This window comes from Pseudarthrobacter siccitolerans, from assembly GCF_030823375.1.
Classification (GTDB): Bacteria; Actinomycetota; Actinomycetes; order Actinomycetales; family Micrococcaceae; genus Arthrobacter; species Arthrobacter siccitolerans_A.
This window is the reverse complement of sequence record NZ_JAUSXB010000001.1, coordinates 3,107,012-3,131,134: the sequence shown is the minus strand read 5'-3', so window position 1 is coordinate 3,131,134 and position 24,123 is coordinate 3,107,012. Positions and strand designations below refer to the sequence as shown.

The window sequence follows — 24,123 nt, the reverse complement described above, 5'->3', positions numbered from 1 at the left end:
ACGGCGGGTGCCTGGTTCGCGAGAGCCGGGCACCCGCCGTCGTCGTTTGTCAGGGAAGCACCAGCGGGATGTGCAACGCTTGGTTCGTGAGTTCGGAGCCTACTTTCAACCCGCCCTGCGGTCCTGTCACCGGCTGGCGCGACGGGGACGTCGTCCGGGCCACCGGAATTCCTTACGCCAGGGCGGCCCGTTTCCAGCCTCCCGTACCTGTTGCGGGCTGGACCAAACCGTTTGCGGCAACGTCCCCCGCACCGGCCTGTCCGCAGGGGCCCGTGCCGTTCCTCGACGACGTCCTGGGCACCCGCTACGGGGAACTCCCGGGCAGCGAGGACTGCCAAAACCTCTCCATCACCATGCCCGCCGATCTTGCCCCGGGCGAGCTGCTGCCGGTGATGGTGTGGATCCACGGCGGTTCCTACACCACCGGTTCCGGCGACCTTGCCATCTTCGACCCGGCGGTGCTGGTGGCCGAAAACCGCGTAGTGGTGGTTTCGGTGACCTACCGGCTGGGGCTGTTCGGCTTCCTGGCCACGCATTCGGGCCGCCCGGGCAACCTGGGCCTGCTGGACCAGCTTGAGGCGTTCCGCTGGGTGCAGCGGAATGTTGCCGCGTTCGGCGGTGATCCGGGCCGTGTGACCGCCTTCGGACAGTCCGCCGGCGGCGACGCCATCGCCCACCTCATGGCCACTCCGGAAGCGCCGCAACTGTTCCAGCGGGCCATCGTCCAAAGCGCCCCGCTGGGCATTTCCCGCGGCAGGGCAAAGATGAACCATGCGATGGGCATCGCGGCCGAAACAGTCACCGAGAAGACTCCCGCAATGGACGTGGTGGAACGGGAGGATCACGTGGCACAGGTGGCCCGGAAGTTCGGGATGCTGGCCGCCATGCCCTTCGGCACCCAATACGGGCACGCGCCCCTGCCGGAGGAACCAGAGATCGAGGCGGCCTGGAACCGGTCCGCCCCCGGGATTGAGGTACTGATCGGGCACACGTCCGAGGAGGCGCGGCTGTTCCTGCCGCGGAGCCCTTACCTGAGCCGGCTGGCCCGGGTCCCGGTCGCCGGAGCCGCCGCGGTCAGGGCCATCGACTGGATAGTCACAGAGACTGTCTATGGCCGGGCGGCCCGAAGGTTCGCCCGGCGCCATGCCGGCGCAGGCGGAAAGGCGCACAGGTACGTGCTGAACTGGCATGCGTCCGGGAACATTTTTGGTGCCGCCCACACCATCGACCTCCCACTCCTCTTCGGCAACCGGACCACGTGGGACGGCGTCGGGCTGATCGCCGGAGCCGGCTGGGAGGACGTGGACGACGTCGGGCGGCAAGTGCGCAGCTTATGGGCGGCTTTCGCCCGGGGAGACTCCCTCGGCGAGAGGGGCGGGATCCCGGGCGCGCTCAGGTACAGGGCAGAGCACAAGGGGGCAGGCATCCGTCAGATTGTGCGGGCGCCGGCGACAGTGTTCCGGATGGCTTCCACCAGGATGTCCTGGCGCTGGAAGTAGGCGTTGTGGCCGGCGTCCTCCACCACCAGGAGGTTGGCGCCAGGCACGGTGGCGGCCACGTGTTCGGCCCCGCGGCGGATGCGCGGCCTTTCCTGGTTCCCGATCAACACCAGCAGCGGGCTGGTTATGGATTCCAGTCCCTGCTGGAACCAGCCCACGTCCGACGGGTCGGCGCTGAGGAACTCCCCCTGGCTTTGCTCAAGGCTGCGCGGGTAGCGGGCTGCCTCGATGGCGGCAGCGGTGGAGCGGACCCGGATATAGCGGGCATAGTCCTTCGGGTTCTCTGCGATCCACCGGTCCGTGAAGGAGTTCCCTACCCCGAGCCAGATCCTTTCGTCGGCGTCGAGCGAGCTGAACACCTCGAATTTCTCCGGCTGGCCGGCCTGCCCCGGAGGCGGCACCACCAGCGGCCAGCCCATCCCGCAAACCACCAGTGCTGCGGCACCGCCGGGATTCCGGACCGCCCAGCGCAGGGCTGTCATGCCGCCCATGGATTGCCCCACAATGACCGGATTCTCCAAGGCCAAGGAGCTGATGAACTGATCCAGTTCCGCAACCCGGTCAACCAGTGGACCCTGCCGGGGCGAGTTCGATGACCAGCCGTGATCGTAGGTGTCGTACGCCAGCACCCGGAAGTCCTGCTCCAGCTCGGCGGTAATCGGCTCCCAGCAGGCTGCCGCTGAGGCGTGGCCATGCAGCAGCACTATTGGCTGGCCCCGGCCGGAGTCCGTGTAGTGGATGTCATTGCCCAGCACATCGAGCCAGGGCATGGGTGGTCCTTTCGGGCGGTGGACTGCCGGGCGGCCGGCCTTGCACCAGAGTTCCAGAACCAGGGGCCGGAGTCATCCGGTGTCCAGAACGGGCCAGAGCAGCCCCAAAACGGGCCAGAACGGGTCCAGAACAGCCAGGGGTAGAGTCTGGTCACGTGAGAACGCTCGGAGTGGACCTCGCCGCGGCCACCAAAAAGACAGCCGTGGCGGTCATCGAATGGGACAATGGCCCGGCGCGGCTGGTTCACCTCGCACTCGACGTTTCTGACCAGGACATCGTGGACCTCTTCGCCGCCACGGATATGACCGGCATTGATTGCCCGGTGGGCTGGCCGCAGGCGCTGATCCCGTTCCTCACGGGGCACCTGGACTTCGACGCCGGCCCCGTCCTGGCCTATGACGGCATCGAGGGCCGGCGCCTGCTCGCGTACCGGGACAGGGACCGCTTCGTCACCGCGAACACCGGCCTGATTCCGCTGAGCGTCTCGGCAGACCGGCTCGCGCACCCGGCCATGAGGTGTGCGGTCATCCAGGCGAAGATCGCAGCACTCCACGGACCCCAGCCCAGGGACGGATCCGGCAAACTGGCGGAGGTCTACCCCCGCTGCCTCACTGAAGCTCTGGGGCCTGGGCGCCCACGGCTACAAAGGACGCGGCACCTCCGAAGCCGAGCGCCTTTCGGTGCTGCTCGGAAGCCTTCGGCGGCAGGCGCCGTGGCTGGACCTTGCCGGGCACGAGGACAGGCTGGCCGGCTCGGACGACCTGTTCGACGCCGTCGTCGCTTCCCTCACCGCCCGTGCAGTCGCCGTCGGACTGACCGCCCTGCCCGATGGCGCCCACGCTGCCGCCGCCCGCAAGGAAGGCTGGATCCACATGCCCGCCGGCGGCCTCGACGGGCTGCCCGGCTAGGAAAGCGGTCAGCCGAGTTTCCAGTTCCGGATCTCCTCCGGGTCCTCACCGTGCGTGCGGGTGTGCTCGCGGGCACGGATCCTGCTGTCCTGCAGCTGTTGCCGCAGCATCGAATGCTTCTCGGCCAGGCCCGGCACCCGGTCGATGGCGTCGATAGCCAGCTGGAACCGGTCGATGCCGTTCAGCATGGCCATGTCGAACGGCGTGGTGGTAGTCCCCTCCTCCTTGTAGCCGCGTACGTGCAGTCCCTCCTGGTTCGTGCGGCGGTAGGCCAGCCGGTGGATCAGCGCGGGGTAGCCGTGATAGGCAAAGATGACAGGCTTGTCCGTGGTGAAGATCCCGTCGTAGTCCCGGGCCGGAAGCCCGTGCGGATGTTCGCTCTCGTCCTGCAGCCGCATCAGGTCAACCACGTTGACCACGCGGATCTTCAGCCCCGGCGCACCTGCCTTGAGCAGCTCCGCCGCCGCCACCGTCTCCACCGTGGGAACGTCACCCGCGCAGGCAAGGACGACGTCGGGCTCCTCCCCCGGCACCTCGGATCCGGCGAACTCCCAGATGCCCAGCCCGCGCTGGCAGTGGGTGGCGGCGTCGGCCGGTCCCAGCCAGGTGGGTGAGGGCTGCTTTCCGCTGACCACAATATTCACGTAGTCCGTGGACGCCAGGCAGTGCTCCATCACGGACAGCAGGGTGTTCGCGTCCGGCGGCAGGTACACCCGGATGACCTCGGCCTTTTTGTTCACGGCGTGGTCGATAAACCCCGGGTCCTGGTGCGAAAAACCGTTGTGGTCCTGCTGCCATACATGCGAGGACAGCAGATAATTCAGCGACGCGATGGGCTGGCGCCACGGCAGCTTCCGGTGCACCTTCAGCCATTTGGCGTGCTGGTTGAACATGGAATCAACAATGTGGATGAAGGCCTCATAGCAGTTGAAGACGCCGTGGCGGCCGGTCAGGAGGTAGCCCTCCAGCCAGCCCTGGCACAGGTGCTCGCTCAGTACCTCCATCACCCTGCCGGAGCGCGCAAGGTGCTCGTCGACGTCGTCAATCCGGTACTGCCACACCTTGTCGGTGACCTCGTAGACGTTCTGGAGCCGGTTGGACGCGGTCTCGTCCGGGCCGAACAGCCGGAACGTTTCCAGGTTCAGGGCCACCACGTCCCGCATCCACGAGCCCAGGGTAATCATCGGACTGACCCGTTCAGTCCCCGCCTGCGACACCTCGACGGCGTGGTCCAGGTAGGCGGGCAGCTTCAGCGCGCGCCGGAGCAGGCCGCCGTTGGCGTGGGGCGTGGCGCTCATCCGGAAGTCACCGGTGGGCGCACCCTCGGCGACGTCGGGCCGAAGCCGTCCGTCGCCGTCGAACAGTTCCTCCGGGCGGTAGGACTGCAGCCACTCGTCCAGGAGCCGCAGGTGCTCGCCGTTGGTGCGGACTTCGGAGAGCGGCACCTGGTGGCTCCGCCATGTCCCCTCAACCTGCAGCCCGTCCACCTTCCGCGGACCAGTCCAGCCCTTCGGCGAGCGCAGGACAATCATGGGCCAATGCGGCGCTTCCACAGCCTCTTCGTTGCCTGCCTGCCCGACGCCCCTTTCCGGCAGCCGGCGCGAGTCCTGGATGGCGCGGATGTCGGTCATGCAGCTTTCGAGCGCCTCCGCGAAGTCCCGGTGGGCCTGCTCCGTGTTGTCCGGATCCTTCACCGTGACGAAGTAGGGCTCGTGGCCGTAACCGCGCAGGAGCTGTTCCAGCTGTGCTTCGGGCATGCGCGCCAGGATGGTCGGGTTGGCGATTTTGTAGCCGTTCAGGTGCAGGATGGGCAGCACCGCGCCGTCCGCGGCCGGGTCCAGGAAGTTGTGGGAGTGCCAGCTGGCGGCCAGCGGCCCCGTCTCGGCTTCGCCGTCGCCAATCACGACGGCGGCCACCAGCTGGGGATTGTCGAGGACCGAGCCGTAGGCATGGGCGAGGGAGTACCCGAGTTCGCCGCCCTCATTGATGGAGCCCGGGCTCTCCGGGGCGGCGTGGCTGGGGATGCCGCCCGGGTAGGAAAACTGGCGGAAGAGCTCAGCCAGGCCCTCCCCGTCGTTGCCCACATGGCCATAGATTTCGGAGTACGTCCCTTCCAGCCAGGCATTGGCGACGACGGCGGGACCGCCATGGCCGGGACCAGCCACGAAGAGCATCTCAGCGGAGTCGCGGCGGATAACGCGGTTCAGGTGGGCGTAGATGAAGTTCAGCCCGGGCGTGGTGCCCCAGTGCCCCAGCAGCCGGGACTTGGTGTGCCCGGCGTTCAGCGGTTCGCGCAGCAGCGGGTTGGAGCGGAGGTAGATCTGGCCTACCGAAAGGTAGTTGGCGGCGCGCCACCAGCGGTCCACAAGTTCGAGTTCGTCCTGCCCCATGCTGCTGGTCATAGCCATCCTCACGTCGCGGTCGCCGCCCGAAGGCGGCCGTTGCTCCATCGCACCAGATGGGCCCGGGTGAGGCAACCCTGCTTGCCCGGGCAAGGCTACCTGCGGGTAGGCTGTGCTTTCAGATGTTCACGCTGACAATCAACCAGACCGATAGCCGGCGCGATGGTGACCGGGTGCCGCAGCTGCTCAAGGACCTGCGGCACGTTCCTGCGCGCCTGGACTTTGACCGGTCAGTGGAGGACGAAGTGCAGGGCATCGTTGAATGTCCGCACCAGGCGGTGGAGGTGGCGCTGATCGCGCTGCGGGCCGGTTACTGGTATGTGGGGATCGGCGTCGGGCCTGTTAATGAGCCGCTGCCCAACCAGATCAAGGACGCCTCCGGCCATGGGCTGGTGTACGCCCGGCGTGCGGTGGACCGGCTGCGGAACAGCAAGGACCGGGTCCCGGTTGCCGTTGAGGGGCCCTTGCCTGACGTGGCCCACGACGCCGAGGCGGTGCTGCGGCTGCTGGGGCACATCGTCCGCGACCGGTCCGAAGCCGAGTGGCGGGTGCTTGACCTGCTGACCCCGGGGGTGCGCGGCCAGCAGAAGGCGGTGGCCCAGGAACTGGGAATCACTACCCAGGCGGTCAGCAAGGCGGTGGCCCGGGCGCAGTGGAACGAGGAACATGCTGCCCGGCCGGCTGCTGCCCGGTTGCTGGCCCTGATCCTTGAGGCCCGCTAAGGCTTGCTTGCGCTGGCTGCCAGGGTCCGGCGAAGGATCAGCGGGATGACTCCGCCCACCGCCAGGAGTTCGCATTCGAGCCCGGTTTCCACCGCGGCCGTGACTGTGAAAGACTCCTCAGTTCCGTCGCTGCGGACAACCGCCGCCGCGATGCCGGTGCGGGGGCGGATGTGCTCTTCCCCGGCCTCAAGCCTGATCCGGTCCCCGGGTTCAAGGCGCAGGAGCTTGTCCCTCATATCCGCTGGCATCACGAGCGGGAGGATACCCATGCCGATGAGGTTGGAGCGGTGGATCCGTTCAAAGCTGGCGGCGATCACGGCCCTGACGCCGAGCAGCCGCTGGGCTTTGGCAGCCCAGTCGCGGGAGGAGCCCATGCCATAGCGTTCCCCCGCCACGATGACCACGGGTTCGCCCTCGTCGCGGTACCGCTGCGCAGCGTCCCATATGGGCATGGTTTTGCCCGACGGCGCGTGGACGGTTTGCGCGGTGGGCGCCTCGGGGTGGAGCAGGTTTTTGACGGATTTATTGTGGAAAGCGCCGCGGACCATTACCTCCCAGTTCCCGCGGCGGGACGCGAAGACATTCAGGTCAGCCCGGTCCTCGCCCCGCTCCACCAGGAAGTCCGCCACGTCGCTGTTCGCCGGAATGGCGCTGGCGGGGGAGATATGGTCCGTGGTGATGTCGTCACCGAGTACCAGCAGCGGATGGGCTGTGAAGTGGCCCAGGAGGCTGCCCTCGGTCATCGCCGCGAAGGGCGGCCTGCGCAGGATGGTCGATGCCGGATCCCAAGGGTACTGCGCGCCGTCGGGAGCTTCGACGCGCCGCCACTGCGGATCCCTGGCCGCGATGAGGAAGTCGCGGCGGAAGTCGGTGGGGTCGTTGGCCTTTAGCACCAGCGCATCAATCTCTTCGCGGGCGGGCCACAGGTCCTCGAGGTAGACGGGGATGCCGTCCGCCAGGTACTGCAGGGGTTCGGCGCTGAGGTCGCGTTTGGCATCCCCTGCCAGGGCGAAGGCGACGACGAGCGGCGGGGACATAATGAAGCTGAGTTCGACGTCGGGGTGTACCCGGCCGGGGAAGTTGCGGTTGCCGGAGAGGATTGCCACGGGTTCGCTCGCGCCGTCGTTCTGCGCCGCGGCAACAGCCGGCGTCAGGGGCCCGGGGTTGCCGATGCACGTGGTGCAGCCGAATCCTACGATGTCGAATCCCACGGAAGCGAGGTCATCGGTGAGGCCGGCACGGTTGAGGTAGCTTGCCGCGGCCGGAGAGCCCGGGGCGAGGGAGGTTTTCACCCAAGCGGGAACCTGCAGGCCGCGCATGCGGGCGTTCCGGGCGAGGAGTCCGGCCGCGATCAGCAGTTTCGGGTCCGTAGTGTTGGTGCAGCTCGTGATCGCGGCCAGGGCCACCGGGAAGTCGGGGAGCGTTCCTGTGCCGGGAAGATCCGGTCCAACCTCCTGTTCCAAAACTTTGCGGATGCCGCCGTAGGGCAGCAGGTCCTGTGGCCTGCGCGGACCTGCGGCGTGCATTTCAATGGCGGACAGGTCTACCTCGATGACCCTGGTGTAGACGGGAGTGGCTTCCGGGTCGAACCAGAATCCTGCCCGCCTGGCATAGGCCTCGACGAGGCGGGTCTGCTCCGCCGTGCGTCCCGTACCGGCGAGATAGTCCAGCACCATCGCGTCGATCGGGAAGTATCCGGTGGTGGCGCCGTATTCGGGCGCCATGTTCGCGACGACGGCGCGCTCCCCTACTGCGAGGGTGGAGACGCCGGGACCGAAGAATTCCACAAACTCGCCCGTGACGCCCACCTCGCGAAGCCGGTGGGTGATGGTCAGGGCCAGGTCTGTGGCCAGAGTCCCGGTCCCCAGCTCACCGATGAGCCGGACACCGACGACGTCGGGGATGCGCAAGGTTGCGGGCATCCCGAACATCACCGTCTGTGCTTCCAGGCCGCCCACTCCCCAGCCCAGGACACCGAGGCCGTTAATCATCGAGGTGTGGCTGTCGGTGCCCAGCATCATGTCGGGGACCGCCCAGCGGACGCCGTCCTGGTCGATGGTGGTGACGACGGTGGCCAGCTGTTCGAGGTTGATCGTGTGCATGATCCCGGTGCCGGGAGGGTGGATGTGCACATCATTCATGGCCTTCGACGCCCACTTCAAAAACTGGTAGCGTTCCCGGTTCCGGCGAATCTCGTGGCTGATGTTCAGTGCAGCGGCATCGGCCCGGCCGTATTCCTCAACGGCCAGCGAGTGGTCGATCGAAACGTCCACCCGCAGCAGCGGGTTCAGCGCCATCGGATCCGCTCCGTGTTCGGCCAGGGTGTCGCGCATGGCGGCGATGTCCACCAGGGCCGGCGTGCTGGTGGTGTCGTGCATCAGCACCCGGGTCGGCAGGAACTCGATCTCGGCAGTGCTGGTGCCGCTCTCCAACCAAGCGTGCAGGGCCTCCACGGCCTGGTTCCGTTCCTGTCCCTTCATGTTGCGCAACACGTTTTCCGCCAGCAGCCTGAGGACAATGGGAAGCCTGGAATAGCCGGGGCCGAAAGAGGTCTCCACATCGACCATGCGCAGCACTTGGCCATTCACGGACAGCTGCGTAGCTGGGGTTTCCGGCCCGGCGGGGACAACGGTCACAGGCGCCCTTTCCTGGGTCGGGAGAGTCAGTACGATCTACTACAGTGCAGGTTATAGCCTATAACGAAGGAGGGGCCGTGGCTCAACCCCCAGTTCTCACCAAGAACGCGTACGCCTACGAGGAACTCCGTCGCCGCATTTTGACGGGCGAGATGGAGCAGGGGTCCGTGCTGAGCCAGTCCAGGCTCGCCCAGGAGATCGGCGTCAGCACTACCCCGTTGCGCGAGGCGCTCCGCCGTCTGGCGGCCGAGGGGATGGTGGAGCTCAAGTCGCACAGTGACGCCCGGGTTGCCGCACTGACAGCCGACGAAGCGCGCAACTTGTATGTCATCCGCGAGAACCTCGACCCACTGGCAGCCGCCCTTGCAGCGGAGAGCCGGACGCCGTTGGACGTTACAAGAATTGAGGCCGCCCTTGAGGGACTTCAGCCCTTGCAGGACGCCGGTGACATCAGGGCCCTGACGGCCCACCGCGATTTCCACCGCGCCCTTTATCTGGCTTCCCACAACCCACTCCTCATCGGCATCCTCGAAGGCTTGTGGGACAAATCCGACCGGTACCGCCAGATCGGGCTGCGAAGCCAGGAGGCTTCCCGCGAGGACCTGCTCCGGGTCCAGGAGGAACACAGCCGCATCGCCGGGGCTGTTATTGCCGGCGATGCCGAACTCGCGCGCCAGAGCATGCGAAGGCACGTTGAGGGCAGCCTGGGCCGCCGCGCCATTGACGTCCTCACGGCCGGGTAGGTTTACAAGTGCAAACTTTCCCCCGAACAGAATTGAGGCCTGCCTTTTGGAAGGGGTGCTGAAGGGCTTTTTTGTTGTGGGTATGGTGCTGCTGGCTGGCTACCTCCTGGCCCGGTACAACGTGCTGGGGAAGCAGGGCACGAAAGTGCTTTCCGCGTTGTCGTTCACCGTGGGGCTGCCCAGCCTGATGTTTTCCATGATTGCCACGCGGCACATCACCGAGGTCCTGAGCGCCACCGGCCTGATTTCCGTTGTCACGGCCATCGCCTGCATGACAATCTTCGCCACAGTCGGGGCGGTGCGGCGTTGGGGAACCCGGCGGACCGTCATCGGCGCCCTGTCCACCGGAATTGTGAACTCCACCAACCTGGGTGTGCCGCTGTCCGTCTATGTCCTGGGCAGCGCCACGTATGTCACACCGATCATGCTGTTCCAGCTGGCCCTGCTGACACCGGTCGCGCTCACCATCATGGACCTGGCAGATCCGAAGGGGCCCAAGCCCTCGGTAGGGAAGGTCCTTGGCACGCCCTTCCGGAACCCCGTGACCGTCGCGGCCATGCTGGGCATCCTGCTCAGCGCCTTAGAGATCGAAGTACCGGAGCTCGTGCTCGCCCCGGTCTCCCTGGCGGCGCAGATGACCGTGCCGCTGATGCTGATCATTTTCGGGATGTCCCTGCACGGCCTCACCCTTCGCGGAGGCACCGGCGAGGCCGCTCCCACCACTGTCGCCGTGGTGCTCAAATCAGCGGTCGAGCCCGCGCTGGCCTGGGCGTTGGCGGCGTTCGTCTTTCACCTCGACGCGTTCAGCACGTTCGTGGTCACGGCCTGCGCCATCCTTCCCACGGGACAAAACGTGGTCCTCTACTCCATCCGCTACGGTGTTGGGCAGGCGCTGGCGCAGTCGACCGCCGTGATCACCACAGTCCTGTCCGTCCCGCTGCTGCTCGGAGCCGCGCTACTGTTCGGCTGAGATGCTGTGTCGCTGAGCGGTGTGTGATTGAGCGGTGTGTGGCTGAGTCGCCTTTTAGCTGAGCTGCTGGTGGCTTGGCCGTACCCGCGTTGCCGGCCGTCAGCCCTGGCTGGCGGCCATCACAGGCTCGCCGTTGAAGTATTCGAGCTGCCAGCCGTCGATCGCGTGATGGTGGGCCAGGTTGAGGACGGCATTGTCAATGCTTTTCAGCGTGCTGCCCACGGCGCGGCTGAGGCTCACGCGCAGGAGCGTCCCGTGCGCGACGACGAGAAGCCGCCTTCCGCGGTACTCCTCCGCCAGTGCCTCCAGTGCCGTCAGTCCCCGGTCAGCTGCCTCGTCCTCGCTTTCGGCGCCGCGGAAACCGCCGGGGATGCGCAGGGCATCCAGTTCCGGGCCCGCCTGCATCCCCTCCGCCGGTCCGAAGCTCCGCTCGGTAAGTTCCGGCATGCGGCGGACCTCGCTGAGCCCCAGCCCGGCCGCGATCACGTCGGCTGTTTCGGCGGCGCGGCTCAGCGGCGACGACACAATGGCGTCCCATTCGTAAGCGGACAAAACGGCGACGGCGTCACGCGCCTGGGCACGACCGACGTCGTTCAACGGGATGTCCGTGGCTCCCTGCAGCCGGCGCTCGGCATTCCAGTCAGTCTGGCCATGGCGGATGAGGGCGAACGTCGTCAGGGTCATGCTTTCCATTCTGCCCGAAGGCTGGCACCAGTCGGACCAACGAGGCTTGCCTGAGGCGGCTGGCTGGTAGTCAGCTAAGGGCAAGGACCAGGTAGACGACGGCGAGCGCCAGGGCCACCGGCGTCATCACGACGCGCTCGGATTTGCTCCGCGATATTGCGTTCATCAGCACTCCGAGGGTGAAATATGCTGCCAGCACCCAGGTGACCACCGCCGTGACAACCTCATTGCCCAGGGATGGCACCAAGGCTGCCTTGGCGAGCGCGGCGTACCCGAAAGCCGCGTACAGGACTATCGACACCCGCGCTTCCCACCCGCAAGCCCGCGGGCAGGACTTTGTGCTGTCCTCCCCACGCCAACCGCCCGAGCGGAGCGCCGCTGATCAGGGCGGCCTGGAAGATGGCAAGGCCGGCTAAAACGGCGCAGGCGGCCACGGCCGCAAGCTGAACCAAGGACACCGCCAGTCCCCCGGGAACTAAAGGAGGCTGCGAAGCACGTGTGCAGCGCCGTCGTCGTACACCGAGTGGGTAACCTCATCCGCGGCGGCGATCACTTCCTCCGGAGCCTGGCCCATGGCCACTCCCCGGCCGGCCCAGCTGAGCATCTCGATATCGTTGCGCCCGTCGCCTACTGCCACGGTAAGGTGCGGTTCGATGCCGAGCCGGCCTCGCAGCTTCTCCAGCGCGCTCGCCTTGGTGACGCCCGCGGCCGCGATGTCCAGCCACGCCGTCCAGCCCACCGAGTATGTGACACCGGCAAGGCCCACGTGCTCGATGGCCTCGTTAAATTCTTCCGGGGTGTTTTCGGTACTGAACACCACCACGCGGACGGCGGTGGCTTCGAGCATGGTGTGGAAGTCGACGCCCACAGCCTCCACACCGAAGCTCGGGTCCTGGAAGCGTTCCGTGGACAGGAAGTTGCCGTCCTCGTCCTCCAGCGCGTACTTGGCGGACGGAAGCCGCTCGCGGAGGGCACGGAGGGCGGGAGCCGGATCGAACGTGGCCTTGTGGATGACCTCGTAGCCGTTGTCCAGTTCCGGATGCAGCCGCAGCGTCACACCGCCGTTGCAGCACACCGCGTAACCGCGATCAATACCGATATTTTCAATGATGGGCAGCATGGCGTTGAGTGACCGGCCGGTGGCGATCATGACCTCGTGGCCAGCGGCTACTACTGCCTGCGCCGCTTCACGAACGGCCGGGGACATGTGGCCGTCGTGGTCCACCAGGGTGCCGTCCACGTCCAGGGCGATCATTAGCTTCTGGTCTACGTTGTTGTCTTCGTTGTTGTCTCGCCGGTCATCGTTGCCGGCGACTGAGGTTTCAGTCAGCGTTGTCATCCATCAAGTAGAGCAGAAACCCCCAAAAACCCGCTAGGACGCACGCCACAGAATTTATCGAACAGTTGGTGAATACCCACAGGTTTTCCCCGTTGTGGGTGCTAACCTCCCGCAGGTCCTACGCTCCCAGGCTTGTTCGCGAAACCGAACCTTCAAGATCCGGATCCGCGAACTGGCCCCTGATTCGTGGGCGCAGCCCCGCTGTCAGGAGCTTCCGCCTCAGCCGCTCCGGATCTTCCACGTCCGCCCAACCCCAGCGCACGAAGCCGAGGCCGAGCGCACGGATGCGGTCCTCGCGGAGCTTTTCCCGGTAAAGGGCTTCCTCTGCAGTGGCCGCACCACGCACGGCGGCCTCTACGTATTTGGCCTTTCCATCGAACTCCCCAACCACCCGGTTCCGCGGCCACCAGCAGTCTGCCCTGCCGATGAAACCGTCGGCGTCCCGGAAGGCGTGCTGGAGCACAGGTTGCTCGAATCCAAGAAACTCAAAGGCTGCACGGCTGTAGGACTCACCCACGGACTCGGCCAGCGGACTCGCCAGGGCCGCCACCCGTTCGGCCCGGCGGCGTGCCGAGGAGTGCTGATGGGACGAAATGCCGGCCACGATTTGGGGTAAGGCCAGCAGGTTTGCATCCGCCTGAAGCATGCCCTGGCGAAGCAACATCCGCGCCAATCCGTCGGCGACCACCAGGGCCTCAGCAAACTTGCCGCCAACCATCATGTCCAGGGCTGTCTGAACCGGGCTGGTGCACCTGAACTCCCCACGGGCCACAGTTTCAACTGGGGGCTTCAGGCAGTAGCGGAGGGGATACGAACGCTTTTCCCGGGCCTGCCGGGCAGCTGGGTCGTCGCCCAGGACCATCAGGGGCGACCGGCGGACTCCGCTTCGCCCGGGCAGTGTCGTGGCCAGTTCCACGCATCCCGGGGTGCGTAGCGTAGGCAATCCGTTGGCTAGTGCTGCCGTTTCCCCGCACAACACCGCACCCTTTACCGATCTGGCCACGGCCGCCGTCGTCCAGGCAAGCGCTCTGAAGGCCTTGCACTCAGCCAGTCCGCCGTCCGGACATAGAAACCGCGGCGGATCCGGACCAGCCGTCCCGCCCGAAACTCCCGGTGGATGGCGTCAGTGGTCCCCTGCGTGCGCAGGACAGCGGCGGAATCGATAAGCCCAGGCCGAATCTCCATGCCACAAGGCTGACGGGAAGAAGCCCCGAAGTCAGTGCACAGGCCGGCCTATGTGGACAAGCAAGCGGACGGGAGCCCCGCGCACGGCAGGGTTCAGAAGCTTGTTCGCGGATCCGAACCTTGAAGATTCCGATCCGCGAACAAGCTTAGGACCAGCCGAAACTATAGAACCGGGAGGACCTCAAGCCCGCCCAGGTACTTCTGCAGCGCCTTGGGCACGTTCACCGAGCCGTCCGCGTTCTGGTGGTGCTCCAGCAGCGCCACGATCCAGCGGGTGGTGGCCAGCGTTCCGTTCAGGGTGGCCACGGCCCGGGTGCCCTTGGCGACGCCTGCCTCGTTCACCACGCGTTCGCGGATGTTCAGGCGGCGGGCCTGGAAGGTGGTGCAGTTGGAGGTGGAGGTCAGCTCGCGGTACGCGCCCTGGGTGGGAACCCAGGCTTCGCAGTCGTACTTGCGGGCCGCTGACGTTCCGAGATCGCCGGCCGCGGTGTCGATAACCCGGTACGGCAGCTCGCACTTGGCCAGCATCTCCTCTTCCCACGCCAGCAGCCGCTGGTGCTCCGCCGCAGCCTCCTCAACAGTGGTGTAGATGAACATCTCCACCTTGTTGAACTGGTGCACGCGGATGATGCCGCGGGTGTCCTTGCCGTGGGAACCTGCTTCCCGGCGGTAGCAGGAGCTCTGGCCGGCGTAGCGGATGGGACCGGCAGAAAAGTCCAGGATCTCGTCCGCGTGGTACCCGGCCAGCGCCACCTCGGAGGTGCCCACCAGGTAAAGGTCGTCTTCGGCGAGACGGTAGATCTCGGCGTCGTGCTTTACATCAAAGCCCGTGCCCTGCATCGTCTCGGGGCGCACCAGGGTTGGCGTGATCATCGGGACGAAGCCGGCCTGGATGGCCTGTTCCATGGCCATCTGCAGCAGCGCCATCTCCAGCCGGGCACCCACGCCGCGGAGGAAGTAGAAGCGCGCGCCGGACACCTTGGCGCCGCGCTCCATGTCGATGGCACCGATCAGTTCGCCGATTTCCAGGTGGTCCCTGGGCTCAAAGTCGGGGAATTCGCGGGGCGTGCCAACGGTTTTGACCACTACGTAGTCGTCCTCGCCGCCCTCGGGCACGCCGTCCTCGATGAGGTTCGGGATGGTGCGCAGTAGTTCTTCCTGCTTGGTCTGCGCGGCGTCCGCTTCAGCGGAGGCTGCCTTCACCGAATTGGCCAGCTCCTTGACCTCGGCCAGCAGGGCCTTCTTCTCGTCGCCCTTGGCCTGGGCCACCTTCTTGCCGAAGGCGTTCTGCTCGGCGCGGAGGTTTTCGAAGCGGATCAGCGCCGCGCGGCGGGCGGAGTCGGCGGAAATGATCGCGTCCACCACTGATTCGTCCGCGCCGCGGGCGCGCTGGCTGGCTCGGAACTTCTCCGGGTTTTCGCTGAGGTCTTTTACGTCGATCACCACATAAGGGTATCCAATCCGAAGGAGTACGACGGCGGCGGGCCGCTGGGCCGGAACGCGCAGGTGCCGCCGGGATACTGTTGAGGCACTATGAGCGACCTGATTCTCTACGTGCTGATTGCGGTGGCGCTTGCCTTCGCCATTTCCAGCTGGTGGGGAGTCCGCAGGCTCAAGGCCCTGCATGTGCGCAGTGCGGTAGGTGGGGACGCGTACGAGTCCGGCCTTAGCCAGCAACGCGTGGCCGTGATACTGAACCCCATCAAAGCCCGCGCCGACGAAACAAAAGCCACCATCCAGCGGGCGTGCCTGACGGCCGGCTGGGAGGAACCTGTCTTCTACGAGACGACGGCGGAGGACCCCGGCTTCTCTCAGGTGCAGGCGGCTTTGGCCCACAAGCCCGACGTCGTCCTGGTGGGCGGCGGCGACGGTACGGTCCGCGTCGTGGCCGAGTCACTTACCCGCACCGGGGTTGCCATGGGTCTTATCCCGCTGGGCACCGGGAACCTCCTGGCCCGCAACGTGGACCTGGACGTCAACGACCTTCACGGCAACGTGCAGACGGCCCTCTTCGGCCACCAGCGTCACATCGACACCGCCCGGATGGGCATCGAGAACTCACGGACCGGGCATTCATCCGAGCACGTATTCCTGGTGATCGCAGGAATCGGCATGGACGCAGAAGTGCTGGCGGACACCAATGCCGGGCTGAAAAGGACGTTCGGCTGGCTGGCCTATACGGAGGCGGGGATGCGCCACCTGCCCGGCCGGCGGAAGAAGATCTCCATCTCCTTCGACGGCAGCCCGGACCAGGTCCGCAACATCCGCAGCGTCCTCTTCGCCAACTGTGGCCTGGTCCCCGGCGGTATCGACTTCATCCCGCAGGCCATGATCGACGACGGCATGCTGGACGTGGTGGTAATGAGTCCGCGCAGTGCCATCGGTTGGCTGCTGATGTACGTCAAAATCATGTTCAAGCACAGCGGGAAGCTGCCCATCATGACGATTTACCGGTCCGGCAGGATCGTCATCAAGTGCCCGGAACCAATGCCCACCCAGCTCGACGGGGACACGGCAGGCGAGGCCACCAAGGTCACTGTCCAGGTGGAACCGCGTTCGTTATTGATCAGGGTCAAGGGCGGGGCGTCCCGGGGCTAAGCGGCATTCAGCCGAACCGGACTGTCAGGCGTTGGCTTCCTTTTTCGCCTCGGCGGCGGCTTTCGCTGCGGCACGGGCCTCGGACTGCTCGCGGATCATGGCCTGTTCCTCTTCGAAGCGCAGGCGGTCGGCACGGTCAGCGTCGTCGCCGTCCCAATCCTGGTTGTCCGCGGTGGGACGGGGATTGACGATCATTCCCTGGCCATCATTGTCGGTGCTGCTGGTAGTCATGACCCGCTCCCTTCGTTAGGGGCCATCCCCCATGTGGATCAAGTAAGCATACGCATTGTCCACAGCCTGCGGAAGTGGTAAAAGAGGGAATTGCCTACGCTGTCGGCGAAGCGGCGGAACCGCTTTCCCTGCGGGCAGGACCGGGTTGCAGCCCTGCCACCCAGGCCTGCGCTGCCTGGAACGCCCCGTCCGAAGTGTGGGCTTTCACCACCGTCTCCCGGTGGTCCGCCCGAGGGTACGAACCCAGGAAACGGGTGGCAGGGCTGATGCGGTGAAGTCCCGCCAGGGCATCAGCCACCCGTGCGTCACCGAGATGGCCGTCGGCGTCGATGCTGAAGAAGTAATGGCCCAGGTACTGGCCGGTGGGCCGGGACTCGATCCGGCTGAGGTTCACGCCACGGCTGGCGAACTGGTCCAGGATCTCCATCAGGGCGCCGGGCCGGTCTTCGGGCAGCGGAACAACCACACTGGTTTTGTCCGCTCCGGTGCGTTCCGGCAGGGTGCCGGGGCGGCTGACCAGGATGAAGCGTGTGACGGCATCCGGATTGTCGCCGATGTTCCCGGCGAGCGCGGAGAGCCCGGGCTGTTCCTCGGCCACCAGCGGTGCGCAGATCGCGGCGTCGTAATGGCAGTCCTCCTCCAACAACCCCAGGGCAGCGGCAGCGGTGGATGACCCGGGCACGTATTCCGCGTCCGGAAGATGGGCGTCCATCCAGAGCCGGCACTGCGCCCAGGCATGGCCGTGGGTGGAGACCCGCCGGATGTCCTGCAGCCCTACGCCGGGCCGGGCCACCAGGACAAAGCTGATGGGCACCAGGACTTCGCGGAGGATCCGCAGTTCCTGTCCGGTGGCGATGGCGTCAAGGGTGGCGGTGACGCCGCCCTCCACAGAATTTTCGATGGGCACCATGGCGGCGTCGGCGGAACCATCGCGCACTTTGTCCAAGGCGGCATTAACGTTCGACGCCGGGACGCGGCTGGCGTGCGCAGCGCCCGGCACCTGCAGCAGCGCGGCCTCCGTGAAGGTGCCTTCGGGCCCGAGGAAGGCATAGGTGAGGCGGGACGCGGGCATGAAGGCTCCTTTGAAGGGGCGCGGTGAAAGTGAAAAGGTGTGCGCTGCGGGCGAAGGGGCGCTTTGGGGCGGGTTAGAGCACCAGCGGCTTCAGGCCGTTGTCGGATACCAGGGGCTTTCCGGCTTCCAGCCACTGGTCCATGCCGCCCGAGACATTGATCGCGGTGTAGCCCTGGCCCGTCAGCCACTGCGCGGCCCGGAAGGATCTGCCGCCGGTCCGGCAGATGACGTAGAGGTCATGGTCCGGATCGAGCTCGTCCAGCCGGGCGGGCAACTGGTCCAGCGGGATGTGGACAGCGCCGTCGGCATGGCCGGCCACCCATTCATAGTCCTCCCGGACATCCAGGATCGCGGCGTCTTCAGGAATGTCGTTGACGCGGACGGTATCGAAATCGCTCATGGGAAAGTCCTGTCTGGCAGATCGTGGTCAGCTTTAAGCCTAGTACGGCTCTGGGTCCAGTGCCCGGTCCTAAGACCAGCCCCGGGCCCTGACACCAGTGCTGCATGGGACCGGTCCCGCGCTTGAGCCTGATCCCCGCGCCCCTGCCTGCCCGAGGGACTGCGCGTTAGGCTTTGGGAACCATGTTGTAGCAAGAACCCTGGGAGGAACCTTGCCTGCAGACCAGCCCGGCACCATGTCCAGCGGCGCGGCCCGGGAGTCCATGGAGCCGCGGTACCTTGGCTGATCTTCACGGATTATCCGCTGTCGCACTCCGGGACAGCCTCCGCAAGGGCGAGGTCTCCTCTGCGGAAGTCACGGCCCACTTCCTGGCCCGGATCGAAGAGCAGAATCCCCTGCTGGGCGCGTTTGTCACGGTCACGGCCGAGCAGGCGATGAGCAGTGCGGGCGCCGCCGACTCGCTCCGGGCCCGCACTCCCCAGGAAGAGCTTCCCCTCCTGCACGGAATGCCCCTGGCCTTCAAGGACCTCACCGACGTGGCCGGTGTGGTGACTACCCACGGCAGCGCCGCCCGGGACCACAAACCCGCGGTCAGCGATGGCCCCTTGGTCTCGCTCCTGAAGGAAGCCGGCGTGATCTCCCTGGGCAAGACGCAGGTGCCTGAATTCGGACTGACGGCCTACAGCGAAAACCGCGTGGCGCCGCCGTCGCGCAATCCCCATGCCCTGAGCAGGAGCTCAGGCGGTTCCTCGGGCGGCAGCGCCGCAGCGGTGGCCGCCGGACTTCTTCCGCTTGCGCCCGGAACGGACGGTGGCGGCTCCATCCGCATCCCTGCCGCGGCGTGCGGCCTGGTGGGCCTGAAGCCGGGCCGGGGCCTGGTGCCCGCCGGGGAAAGCCTGGGCGACCCCGCCCGGCTGGTAGCGGCCGGTCCCCTGGCCCGGAGCGCCGCCGACGCCGCCCTGATGATGGATGCACTCGTTCCGGCGGAGTCTCCGGAAAGCAGCTACCTCAAGGCGGTGGAACAGGAGCCGCCGCGGCTGCGGATCGGCGTCACGCTGGACAGTCCCTGGTCCGGCACCTTCCCGTTCACCCCGGACCAGGAGGCCCTGGACGCACTCCGGGCGGGCGAAAAACTCCTTGAGGGTGCCGGTCATTCGCTCAGTGACGCCGGCGTCCGCTACGACAACAGGTACCCGGATGCGTTCACCACGGCGTGGACGGCGGCAGTGGGCGCGGCGCGGATCAGCCCCCACCGCGAAGCGCTGCTGGCACCGCTGACCCGGACGTTCCGCCGCCGGGCCCAACAGCGCAGCGCCGCCAAGCTGAACGAAGCACTGGCGTTCCTGCGGCAGTTTGAGCGGGACACGGTGACCCAGTACGCGCAGTGGGACCTGCTGCTGATGCCGGCGCTCGCGCAGACGCCGCGCCCGGTGGGCTGGTTCACCGGAGCAGCACACGGCAGTGCCCCCTGGCCGGCGGGGCAGTGGGCAGGGGATGCCGACGGCGACTACCGGAAACAGTGCGAATTCGCACCGTGGTCCTCCATGGTCAACGTGTGCGGCCTCCCGGCCATCACCATCCCTGTCCACTGGACGGGCGGCGCGGCCGGCCAAGGGCTGCCGATGGGGATCCAGCTGGTGGGGCGGATGGGGTCGGAGGCGCTCCTGCTGCAGGTGGCCCGGCAACTGGGCTTCTGACGCTGCCGCGGCTCTTACCGCCATAGCCTCGACTCCGCGGGCGATCAGGAGGACGATTAAGGGGCAGTCACTATGAGGAGGCCTGTGATGTGCTATTCATCCAGCAAGGACTTCGGGTGGGGCATCAGGAAGGAAGCTGACCGCCAGCCCGAGGCGAAGCAGGAAACCCCGGCGGAAACTCCGGAGAAGCCGGTCAAGGCGCAGGACTTCACGTTCTGGGCATTCCCCAACTGGCGCAGGACGCCAGCGCCCCGCACCCCCTCGGCTGAAAAGAGCAAAGAGAGGGTCTGACGCCTTGACGGTGCAAACAACGGAAGGGACTCCACCGGAGGCCCTTCCGCTGCGTTTGAGAAAGAGCGGCGGGTTGCAGGGGCGGCAGGTTGCAGGAGCGGCGGGTAGCAGGAGTAAGGAAGCGGCAACCAGGGAACGGCAAGCCGCAAGACCGGGGCGAAAGGATCAGTGGAATGAACGGACTTTATGTGCACGCCGCCACCCTGCTGATGACTGGCGCCGCTGCCGATCCTGCCGCACCTGGCGCCGCCATCACTACTGCCTTGTGCGGGAGTTCGAAACATCCGCCGCCATGCCCGCTTGCCGCACACTACACCGGCTTATCCCGGGACGGGGACGTGGTTTCGCTGCGGATCATCTTCGCCACGCAACCCGCTTCTGAAGGCGACGTGCGGGGGCTCATTGACGGAGCCCTGGCATGGGGCGCCTTTGACACGCCCCACAACACCGTCTCCCGCTGGACGCTCCTCGCGAGCGGCCGGGCGGAACTGAGCGAGCAAGAGCGGGAGCACGCCGAACGAATCTCCGGAACGTAGCGGCGCCCATCCGGAATCTGACTCGGCATTGCGGCCAATGAACCGCTGCTTAGTTCTGCGCGGGGGCCTGCATCTGCATTCCTGTTGCGCGTCCCTCCCGTTGTGTTGTTCCGAGGACACCTACTAGGGTGGGACCATAAGCATGCTTAGTATTGCGTTTATAGGAGTATTGGGAAGGGAACCAGCATGAGCACCGGAAACTACCCGCCAGCCGGACAGCCGGAGCCCGTCGGAAATTACGCCGGGAGCAACCCGCCTGCTGCCGGAACACCCGCCCGCGTGGATGCAACAACTACCCCCGGTCCTGCCCCGGAGGCGCAGGGAACGGCACCCGGAGCGCAGGCACCGGATTCGAGGCCGCTACCGGATCCAACGCCCTCAACCGCCGCCCGGCCTGCCGCCAACCAGCCACCCGTGACCCGCACGGGAGTGGTGTGGGCCGCCGTCGTGGCCGCCCTGGTACTCCTGATCCTGCTGATCATCTTTATCCTGCAAAACCAGGAGCAGGTGGCTGTCCGCTATTTCGCGCTTGAAGGCTTCGTCCCGCTGGGCATGGCCTTGTTTATTGCCAGCGTGGCCGGCGGCGTCCTGGTTGCCGTGGCCGGTGGCGCCCGGATCCTTCAACTTCGCAGAAACGCGCACCGCGCCCGCTCCAGCCAGCGGAAGTAGCCAGGGCGCAGCGAACGTAGCCACTGCGGGTAGCCAGCCTGGGCAGCTCAGCCGGCACCCAGGCTCCGGTATTTTGCAGACCTGGCCGCCACCAGCTCCGGCACGGCAATGCCAGCCACGGATCCCAGCTCGTACTCGATCGCTAGCGCCATCCGGCGGCAGAACTGCTGGGGTTCCAGCGAGGCATCGTCCCGCTCGTCCACGATGTGGTCCACCAGGCCGTTGGCGTAGAGCGAAGCGACGTTCACCCCCTGCGCCTGCGCCATGGCCGGGGCATGTGCGGTGGTCCGGTGGACGATGGCACTGGCACCCTCCGGCGGCAGCGGTGAGAGCCAGCTGTGCTGTGCCGCAATGGTCCTGTCGGCCGGCAGCAACGCCAAGGCCCCTCCCCCTGCGCCCTGGCCCAGCAGCACCGAGACGGACGGTGCTTCCAGCCCGATAAGTTCGTGCAGCGAGCGCGCGATTTCGCCCGCCAGCCCGCCCTCTTCCGCCTCCTGCGAGAGGGCCGCACCCGCAGTATCGATGACGGTGAGCAGCGGCAACCGCAGCTCCTCGGCCAGCTTCATGCCCCGCCGCGCCTCCCGCAGGGAACCGGGACCCATCCCGGCCGCGTCCCTGCGCAGCGGGCGGGCATGCCCGAGGACAATGCAGGACTGTCCGCCGAAACGGGCCAGGGCCAACAGGAGTCCAGGGTCCTTCTCCCCCTGCCCCGTTCCGTTCAACGGCAGGGCGTCGGTGGCACCGTATTTGAGCAACTGCCGCAGGTCCGGCCGGCGGGGACGCCGGGAAATGCCGATGGAAGTCCACGCGTCAACCGGAGCGGGCCGCACAGCGAGCGTGGCCGGCGCCTCCGGCGGTGTGCCGCGCCGGGCGCAGAGGATGTCAAGGGCCCTGCCCACGAGGTCGGCAAGGTCGGCCGGCTCCACCACGCCGTCGATCAGGCCCTTGTTGAACAGGTTTTCCGCCACCTGCACTTTGTCGGGAAACGCTTCGCCGTGCAGCGCCTCGTACACCCGCGGGCCCAGGAAGCCCAGGAGCGAACCGGGCTCCGCCACGTTGATGTGGCCCAGGGATCCCCAGGAGGCCATCACGCCGCCGGTTGTTGGATGGCGCAGGTAGACCAGGTACGGAAGACCGGCCTGGCGGTGGGCCCGCACCGCCCCGGTGATCTTCACCATGGACAGGAAAGCCAGCGTCCCCTCCTGCATCCGCGTACCACCGGACGCAGGACCGGCCAGCAACGGCAGTCCCTCAGCAGTGGCCCGTTCGACGGCGGCCACGATCCGCTGGGCCGCAGCGTGGCCGATGGAACCGGCAAGGAAGGAAAATTCGCTGACGATCAACGCCACCCGGCGTCCGCGGATGAGCCCGGCGCCTGTGATGACGGATTCGTCGGTCCCGCTGCGTTCCCGCGCCCTGGCCAGGTCGCGAAAGTACTCCTCGGACAGCGGGGGCTCCTGCGCCGGCGAGTCCCAGGAGACAAAGGAGCCCTCGTCCACCACGGCTTCCAGCAGTTCGGCAGCATTCAGGTGCCGCACCTTTTCGACGGTCGGCACCCTACGAAACCCCCGCGGAAACGGCTGCCAAGCCCAGCCATTCACGGATGGCCGGCCCGTCCTCATCCAGCAGCGGCGGCGCGTCGTGCTCGGTGACGGTGGTTTCCGCAGTGTCACCGGGGGCAAAGAACCTCAGCGGCGGGCCGGGCAGGCTGACCTTGCCGAGCACCGGATGGTCCACGTCCACTACGAGGCCTTGGGATGCCACTTGCTCCCACGCGTACACCTCGTCAAGCGAGCGCACCTTCCCGGCGGGGATCCCGGCGTCGTTCAGTGTCTGCAGCAGCTCCGCCGCTCCATAGTCCGCGAAGACGCGTTCGACGGCGGCAATCACCGCGGCGCGGTTCCGCACCCTTTCGGCGTTGCTGCCGAAACCGGGCGCCGCCGGGTCGAGGCTGAAGGCAGCGGCAAACGCGGACCACAACTTTTCGCTGCCGACGCTGATCTGCACGCTCCCGTCCTTGCAGTTGAACAGGCCGTAGGGGGCGATGGAGGGATGGTGGTTTCCCTGGGCCTCGGGAACTTCCCCCGCCACCGTGGTGCGGGTGCCCTGGAAGGCGTGGACTCCGATCAGGGACGCCAGCAGGGACGTGCGCACCACCTGGCCGCGGCCGGTCTGCTCCCGCTCAACCAGCGCCGCCAGGACACCAAACGCACCGTTCATGCCCGCAAGCAGATCCGCGATGGGAACGCCCACCCGCTGGGGGTCGTTGGGCCCGGAGCCGGTGAGGGACATCAGCCCGGCCTCACCCTGGAGGATCTGGTCGTAACCGCTCCGCTGCGACTCGGGCCCGTCGTGGCCGAAGCCGGTGATGGACAGGATCACCAGCCGCGGGTTCAGCTCGTGCATGGCCGCGGGCGAGAAGCCCAGTCGGTCCATCACGCCGGGGCGGAAGTTTTCGATCACTACATCGGCACGCTCCAGCAGGCCCCGCAGCACCTCCTGCCCGTCACCGCTTTTCAGGTCCAGGCTGATCGATTCCTTGTTGCGGTTGCAGGACATGAAGTAGGTGGACTGAAGGTCGTCCGCGGGGCCAACAAAGGGCGGGCCCCAACCGCGGGTATCGTCCCCGGTTCCGGGGTTTTCCACTTTGATGACCCGGGCGCCCAGGTCTGCCAGCATCATTCCGGCGTGCGGACCGGCCAGGGCCCGGCTCAGGTCAACAACAAGGTGGCCGGACAGGGGACCCCCTGCGGTATCAGTTCTGCTCATG

The 24,123-nt window shown here is 66.8% G+C and carries 22 protein-coding genes and 1 pseudogene; 10 read left to right on the top strand and 13 right to left on the bottom strand.

Features of this window, described 5'->3' with window-relative positions; translation table 11 throughout:
* Positions 1 to 86: 86 nt before the first annotated feature.
* Positions 87 to 1,499, top strand: a complete 1,413-nt coding sequence (locus QFZ36_RS14535; RefSeq protein WP_373427046.1) for a carboxylesterase family protein — start codon at positions 87 to 89, stop codon at positions 1,497 to 1,499.
* Here QFZ36_RS14535 and QFZ36_RS14530 read toward each other — a convergent pair.
* Positions 1,430 to 2,269 carry an alpha/beta fold hydrolase gene (locus QFZ36_RS14530; RefSeq protein ID WP_306637620.1) on the bottom strand — a complete coding sequence of 280 codons (840 nt, stop codon included), beginning with the start codon at positions 2,267 to 2,269 and terminating at the stop codon, positions 1,430 to 1,432. The genes QFZ36_RS14535 and QFZ36_RS14530 overlap by 70 nt on opposite strands.
* A gap of 2 nt (positions 2,270 to 2,271) precedes the next feature.
* Here QFZ36_RS14530 and QFZ36_RS14525 point away from each other — a divergent pair.
* Positions 2,272 to 3,178: pseudogene (locus tag QFZ36_RS14525) on the top strand (DUF429 domain-containing protein).
* Positions 3,179 to 3,186: 8 nt separating this feature from the next.
* Here QFZ36_RS14525 and QFZ36_RS14515 read toward each other — a convergent pair.
* Positions 3,187 to 5,580: a phosphoketolase family protein gene (locus QFZ36_RS14515; protein ID WP_306637618.1), complete on the bottom strand. Its 2,394-nt coding sequence runs from the start codon at positions 5,578 to 5,580 to the stop codon at positions 3,187 to 3,189.
* Between the two features lie 122 nt (positions 5,581 to 5,702).
* Here QFZ36_RS14515 and QFZ36_RS14510 point away from each other — a divergent pair, with 122 nt between their 5' ends.
* Entirely contained in the window at positions 5,703 to 6,302 is a 600-nt protein-coding gene (locus QFZ36_RS14510; RefSeq protein ID WP_306637617.1) for a hypothetical protein, read from the top strand.
* Here QFZ36_RS14510 and acnA read toward each other — a convergent pair.
* Positions 6,299 to 8,938, bottom strand: a complete 2,640-nt coding sequence (gene acnA / locus QFZ36_RS14505; RefSeq protein ID WP_306637616.1) for an aconitate hydratase AcnA — start codon at positions 8,936 to 8,938, stop codon at positions 6,299 to 6,301. The genes QFZ36_RS14510 and acnA overlap by 4 nt on opposite strands.
* Before the next feature lie 77 nt (positions 8,939 to 9,015).
* Here acnA and QFZ36_RS14500 point away from each other — a divergent pair, with 77 nt between their 5' ends.
* Both QFZ36_RS14500 and QFZ36_RS14495 read left to right on the top strand, forming a co-directional pair.
* Entirely contained in the window at positions 9,016 to 9,681 is a 666-nt protein-coding gene (locus QFZ36_RS14500; RefSeq protein ID WP_306637615.1) for a GntR family transcriptional regulator, read from the top strand.
* A gap of 55 nt (positions 9,682 to 9,736) precedes the next feature.
* Complete coding sequence (locus tag QFZ36_RS14495; RefSeq protein ID WP_306639221.1) at positions 9,737 to 10,651, top strand: AEC family transporter; 915 nt, start codon at positions 9,737 to 9,739, stop codon at positions 10,649 to 10,651.
* Between the two features lie 99 nt (positions 10,652 to 10,750).
* Here the strand turns inward: QFZ36_RS14495 and QFZ36_RS14490 are convergent, their stop codons facing one another.
* From QFZ36_RS14490 to serS, 5 genes are all read right to left on the bottom strand, one after another.
* The gene (locus QFZ36_RS14490; RefSeq protein WP_306637614.1) at positions 10,751 to 11,335 is read right to left on the bottom strand and encodes a histidine phosphatase family protein; all 585 of its coding nucleotides are present in this window, start codon (positions 11,333 to 11,335) and stop codon (positions 10,751 to 10,753) included.
* A gap of 70 nt (positions 11,336 to 11,405) precedes the next feature.
* Positions 11,406 to 11,636 (bottom strand): hypothetical protein, encoded by a 231-nt coding sequence (locus QFZ36_RS14485; protein WP_306637613.1) that lies wholly within the window; start codon positions 11,634 to 11,636, stop codon positions 11,406 to 11,408.
* 174 nt (positions 11,637 to 11,810) lie between these two features.
* Entirely contained in the window at positions 11,811 to 12,674 is an 864-nt protein-coding gene (locus QFZ36_RS14480; RefSeq protein ID WP_306637612.1) for an HAD family hydrolase, read from the bottom strand.
* A 118-nt stretch (positions 12,675 to 12,792) separates the two neighbouring features.
* Positions 12,793 to 13,590 (bottom strand): hypothetical protein, encoded by a 798-nt coding sequence (locus QFZ36_RS14475; RefSeq protein ID WP_306637611.1) that lies wholly within the window; start codon positions 13,588 to 13,590, stop codon positions 12,793 to 12,795.
* Between the two features lie 431 nt (positions 13,591 to 14,021).
* The gene (serS, locus tag QFZ36_RS14470) at positions 14,022 to 15,302 is read right to left on the bottom strand and encodes a serine--tRNA ligase (protein ID WP_306637610.1); all 1,281 of its coding nucleotides are present in this window, start codon (positions 15,300 to 15,302) and stop codon (positions 14,022 to 14,024) included.
* 90 nt (positions 15,303 to 15,392) lie between these two features.
* On the opposite strand from serS, the gene QFZ36_RS14465 reads away from it, so the two are divergent.
* On the top strand, positions 15,393 to 16,457 hold the full coding sequence (locus QFZ36_RS14465) for a diacylglycerol/lipid kinase family protein (RefSeq protein ID WP_306637609.1): 1,065 nt from the start codon (positions 15,393 to 15,395) through the stop codon (positions 16,455 to 16,457).
* Positions 16,458 to 16,481: 24 nt separating this feature from the next.
* On the opposite strand, the gene QFZ36_RS14460 is transcribed toward QFZ36_RS14465, so the two are convergent.
* The 3 genes from QFZ36_RS14460 to QFZ36_RS14450 all read right to left on the bottom strand — a co-directional run bounded on the left by QFZ36_RS14460 (position 16,482) and on the right by QFZ36_RS14450 (position 18,160).
* On the bottom strand, positions 16,482 to 16,688 hold the full coding sequence (locus QFZ36_RS14460) for a hypothetical protein (RefSeq protein ID WP_142042714.1): 207 nt from the start codon (positions 16,686 to 16,688) through the stop codon (positions 16,482 to 16,484).
* Positions 16,689 to 16,782: 94 nt separating this feature from the next.
* The gene (pheA, locus tag QFZ36_RS14455; protein WP_306637608.1) at positions 16,783 to 17,760 is read right to left on the bottom strand and encodes a prephenate dehydratase; all 978 of its coding nucleotides are present in this window, start codon (positions 17,758 to 17,760) and stop codon (positions 16,783 to 16,785) included.
* A 73-nt stretch (positions 17,761 to 17,833) separates the two neighbouring features.
* On the bottom strand, positions 17,834 to 18,160 hold the full coding sequence (locus QFZ36_RS14450) for a rhodanese-like domain-containing protein (protein WP_306637607.1): 327 nt from the start codon (positions 18,158 to 18,160) through the stop codon (positions 17,834 to 17,836).
* Between the two features lie 278 nt (positions 18,161 to 18,438).
* Between QFZ36_RS14450 and QFZ36_RS14445 the strand changes: the two genes are divergently transcribed.
* The 4 genes from QFZ36_RS14445 to QFZ36_RS14430 all read left to right on the top strand — a co-directional run bounded on the left by QFZ36_RS14445 (position 18,439) and on the right by QFZ36_RS14430 (position 21,353).
* Entirely contained in the window at positions 18,439 to 19,857 is a 1,419-nt protein-coding gene (locus QFZ36_RS14445) for an amidase (RefSeq protein WP_306637606.1), read from the top strand.
* A gap of 87 nt (positions 19,858 to 19,944) precedes the next feature.
* Positions 19,945 to 20,148, top strand: coding sequence for a hypothetical protein (locus QFZ36_RS14440; protein WP_306637605.1), 204 nt, complete (start codon positions 19,945 to 19,947; stop codon positions 20,146 to 20,148).
* Positions 20,149 to 20,321: 173 nt separating this feature from the next.
* The gene (locus QFZ36_RS14435) at positions 20,322 to 20,684 is read left to right on the top strand and encodes a hypothetical protein (protein WP_306637604.1); all 363 of its coding nucleotides are present in this window, start codon (positions 20,322 to 20,324) and stop codon (positions 20,682 to 20,684) included.
* Positions 20,685 to 20,870: 186 nt separating this feature from the next.
* Positions 20,871 to 21,353 carry a LapA family protein gene (locus tag QFZ36_RS14430; protein WP_306637603.1) on the top strand — a complete coding sequence of 161 codons (483 nt, stop codon included), beginning with the start codon at positions 20,871 to 20,873 and terminating at the stop codon, positions 21,351 to 21,353.
* Positions 21,354 to 21,400: 47 nt separating this feature from the next.
* On the opposite strand, the gene QFZ36_RS14425 is transcribed toward QFZ36_RS14430, so the two are convergent.
* Positions 21,401 to 22,909 (bottom strand): carboxyl transferase domain-containing protein, encoded by a 1,509-nt coding sequence (locus tag QFZ36_RS14425; RefSeq protein ID WP_306637602.1) that lies wholly within the window; start codon positions 22,907 to 22,909, stop codon positions 21,401 to 21,403.
* A 1-nt stretch (position 22,910) separates the two neighbouring features.
* Positions 22,911 to 24,122, bottom strand: coding sequence for a CaiB/BaiF CoA transferase family protein (locus QFZ36_RS14420; RefSeq protein ID WP_306637600.1), 1,212 nt, complete (start codon positions 24,120 to 24,122; stop codon positions 22,911 to 22,913).
* Position 24,123 lies beyond the last annotated feature (1 nt).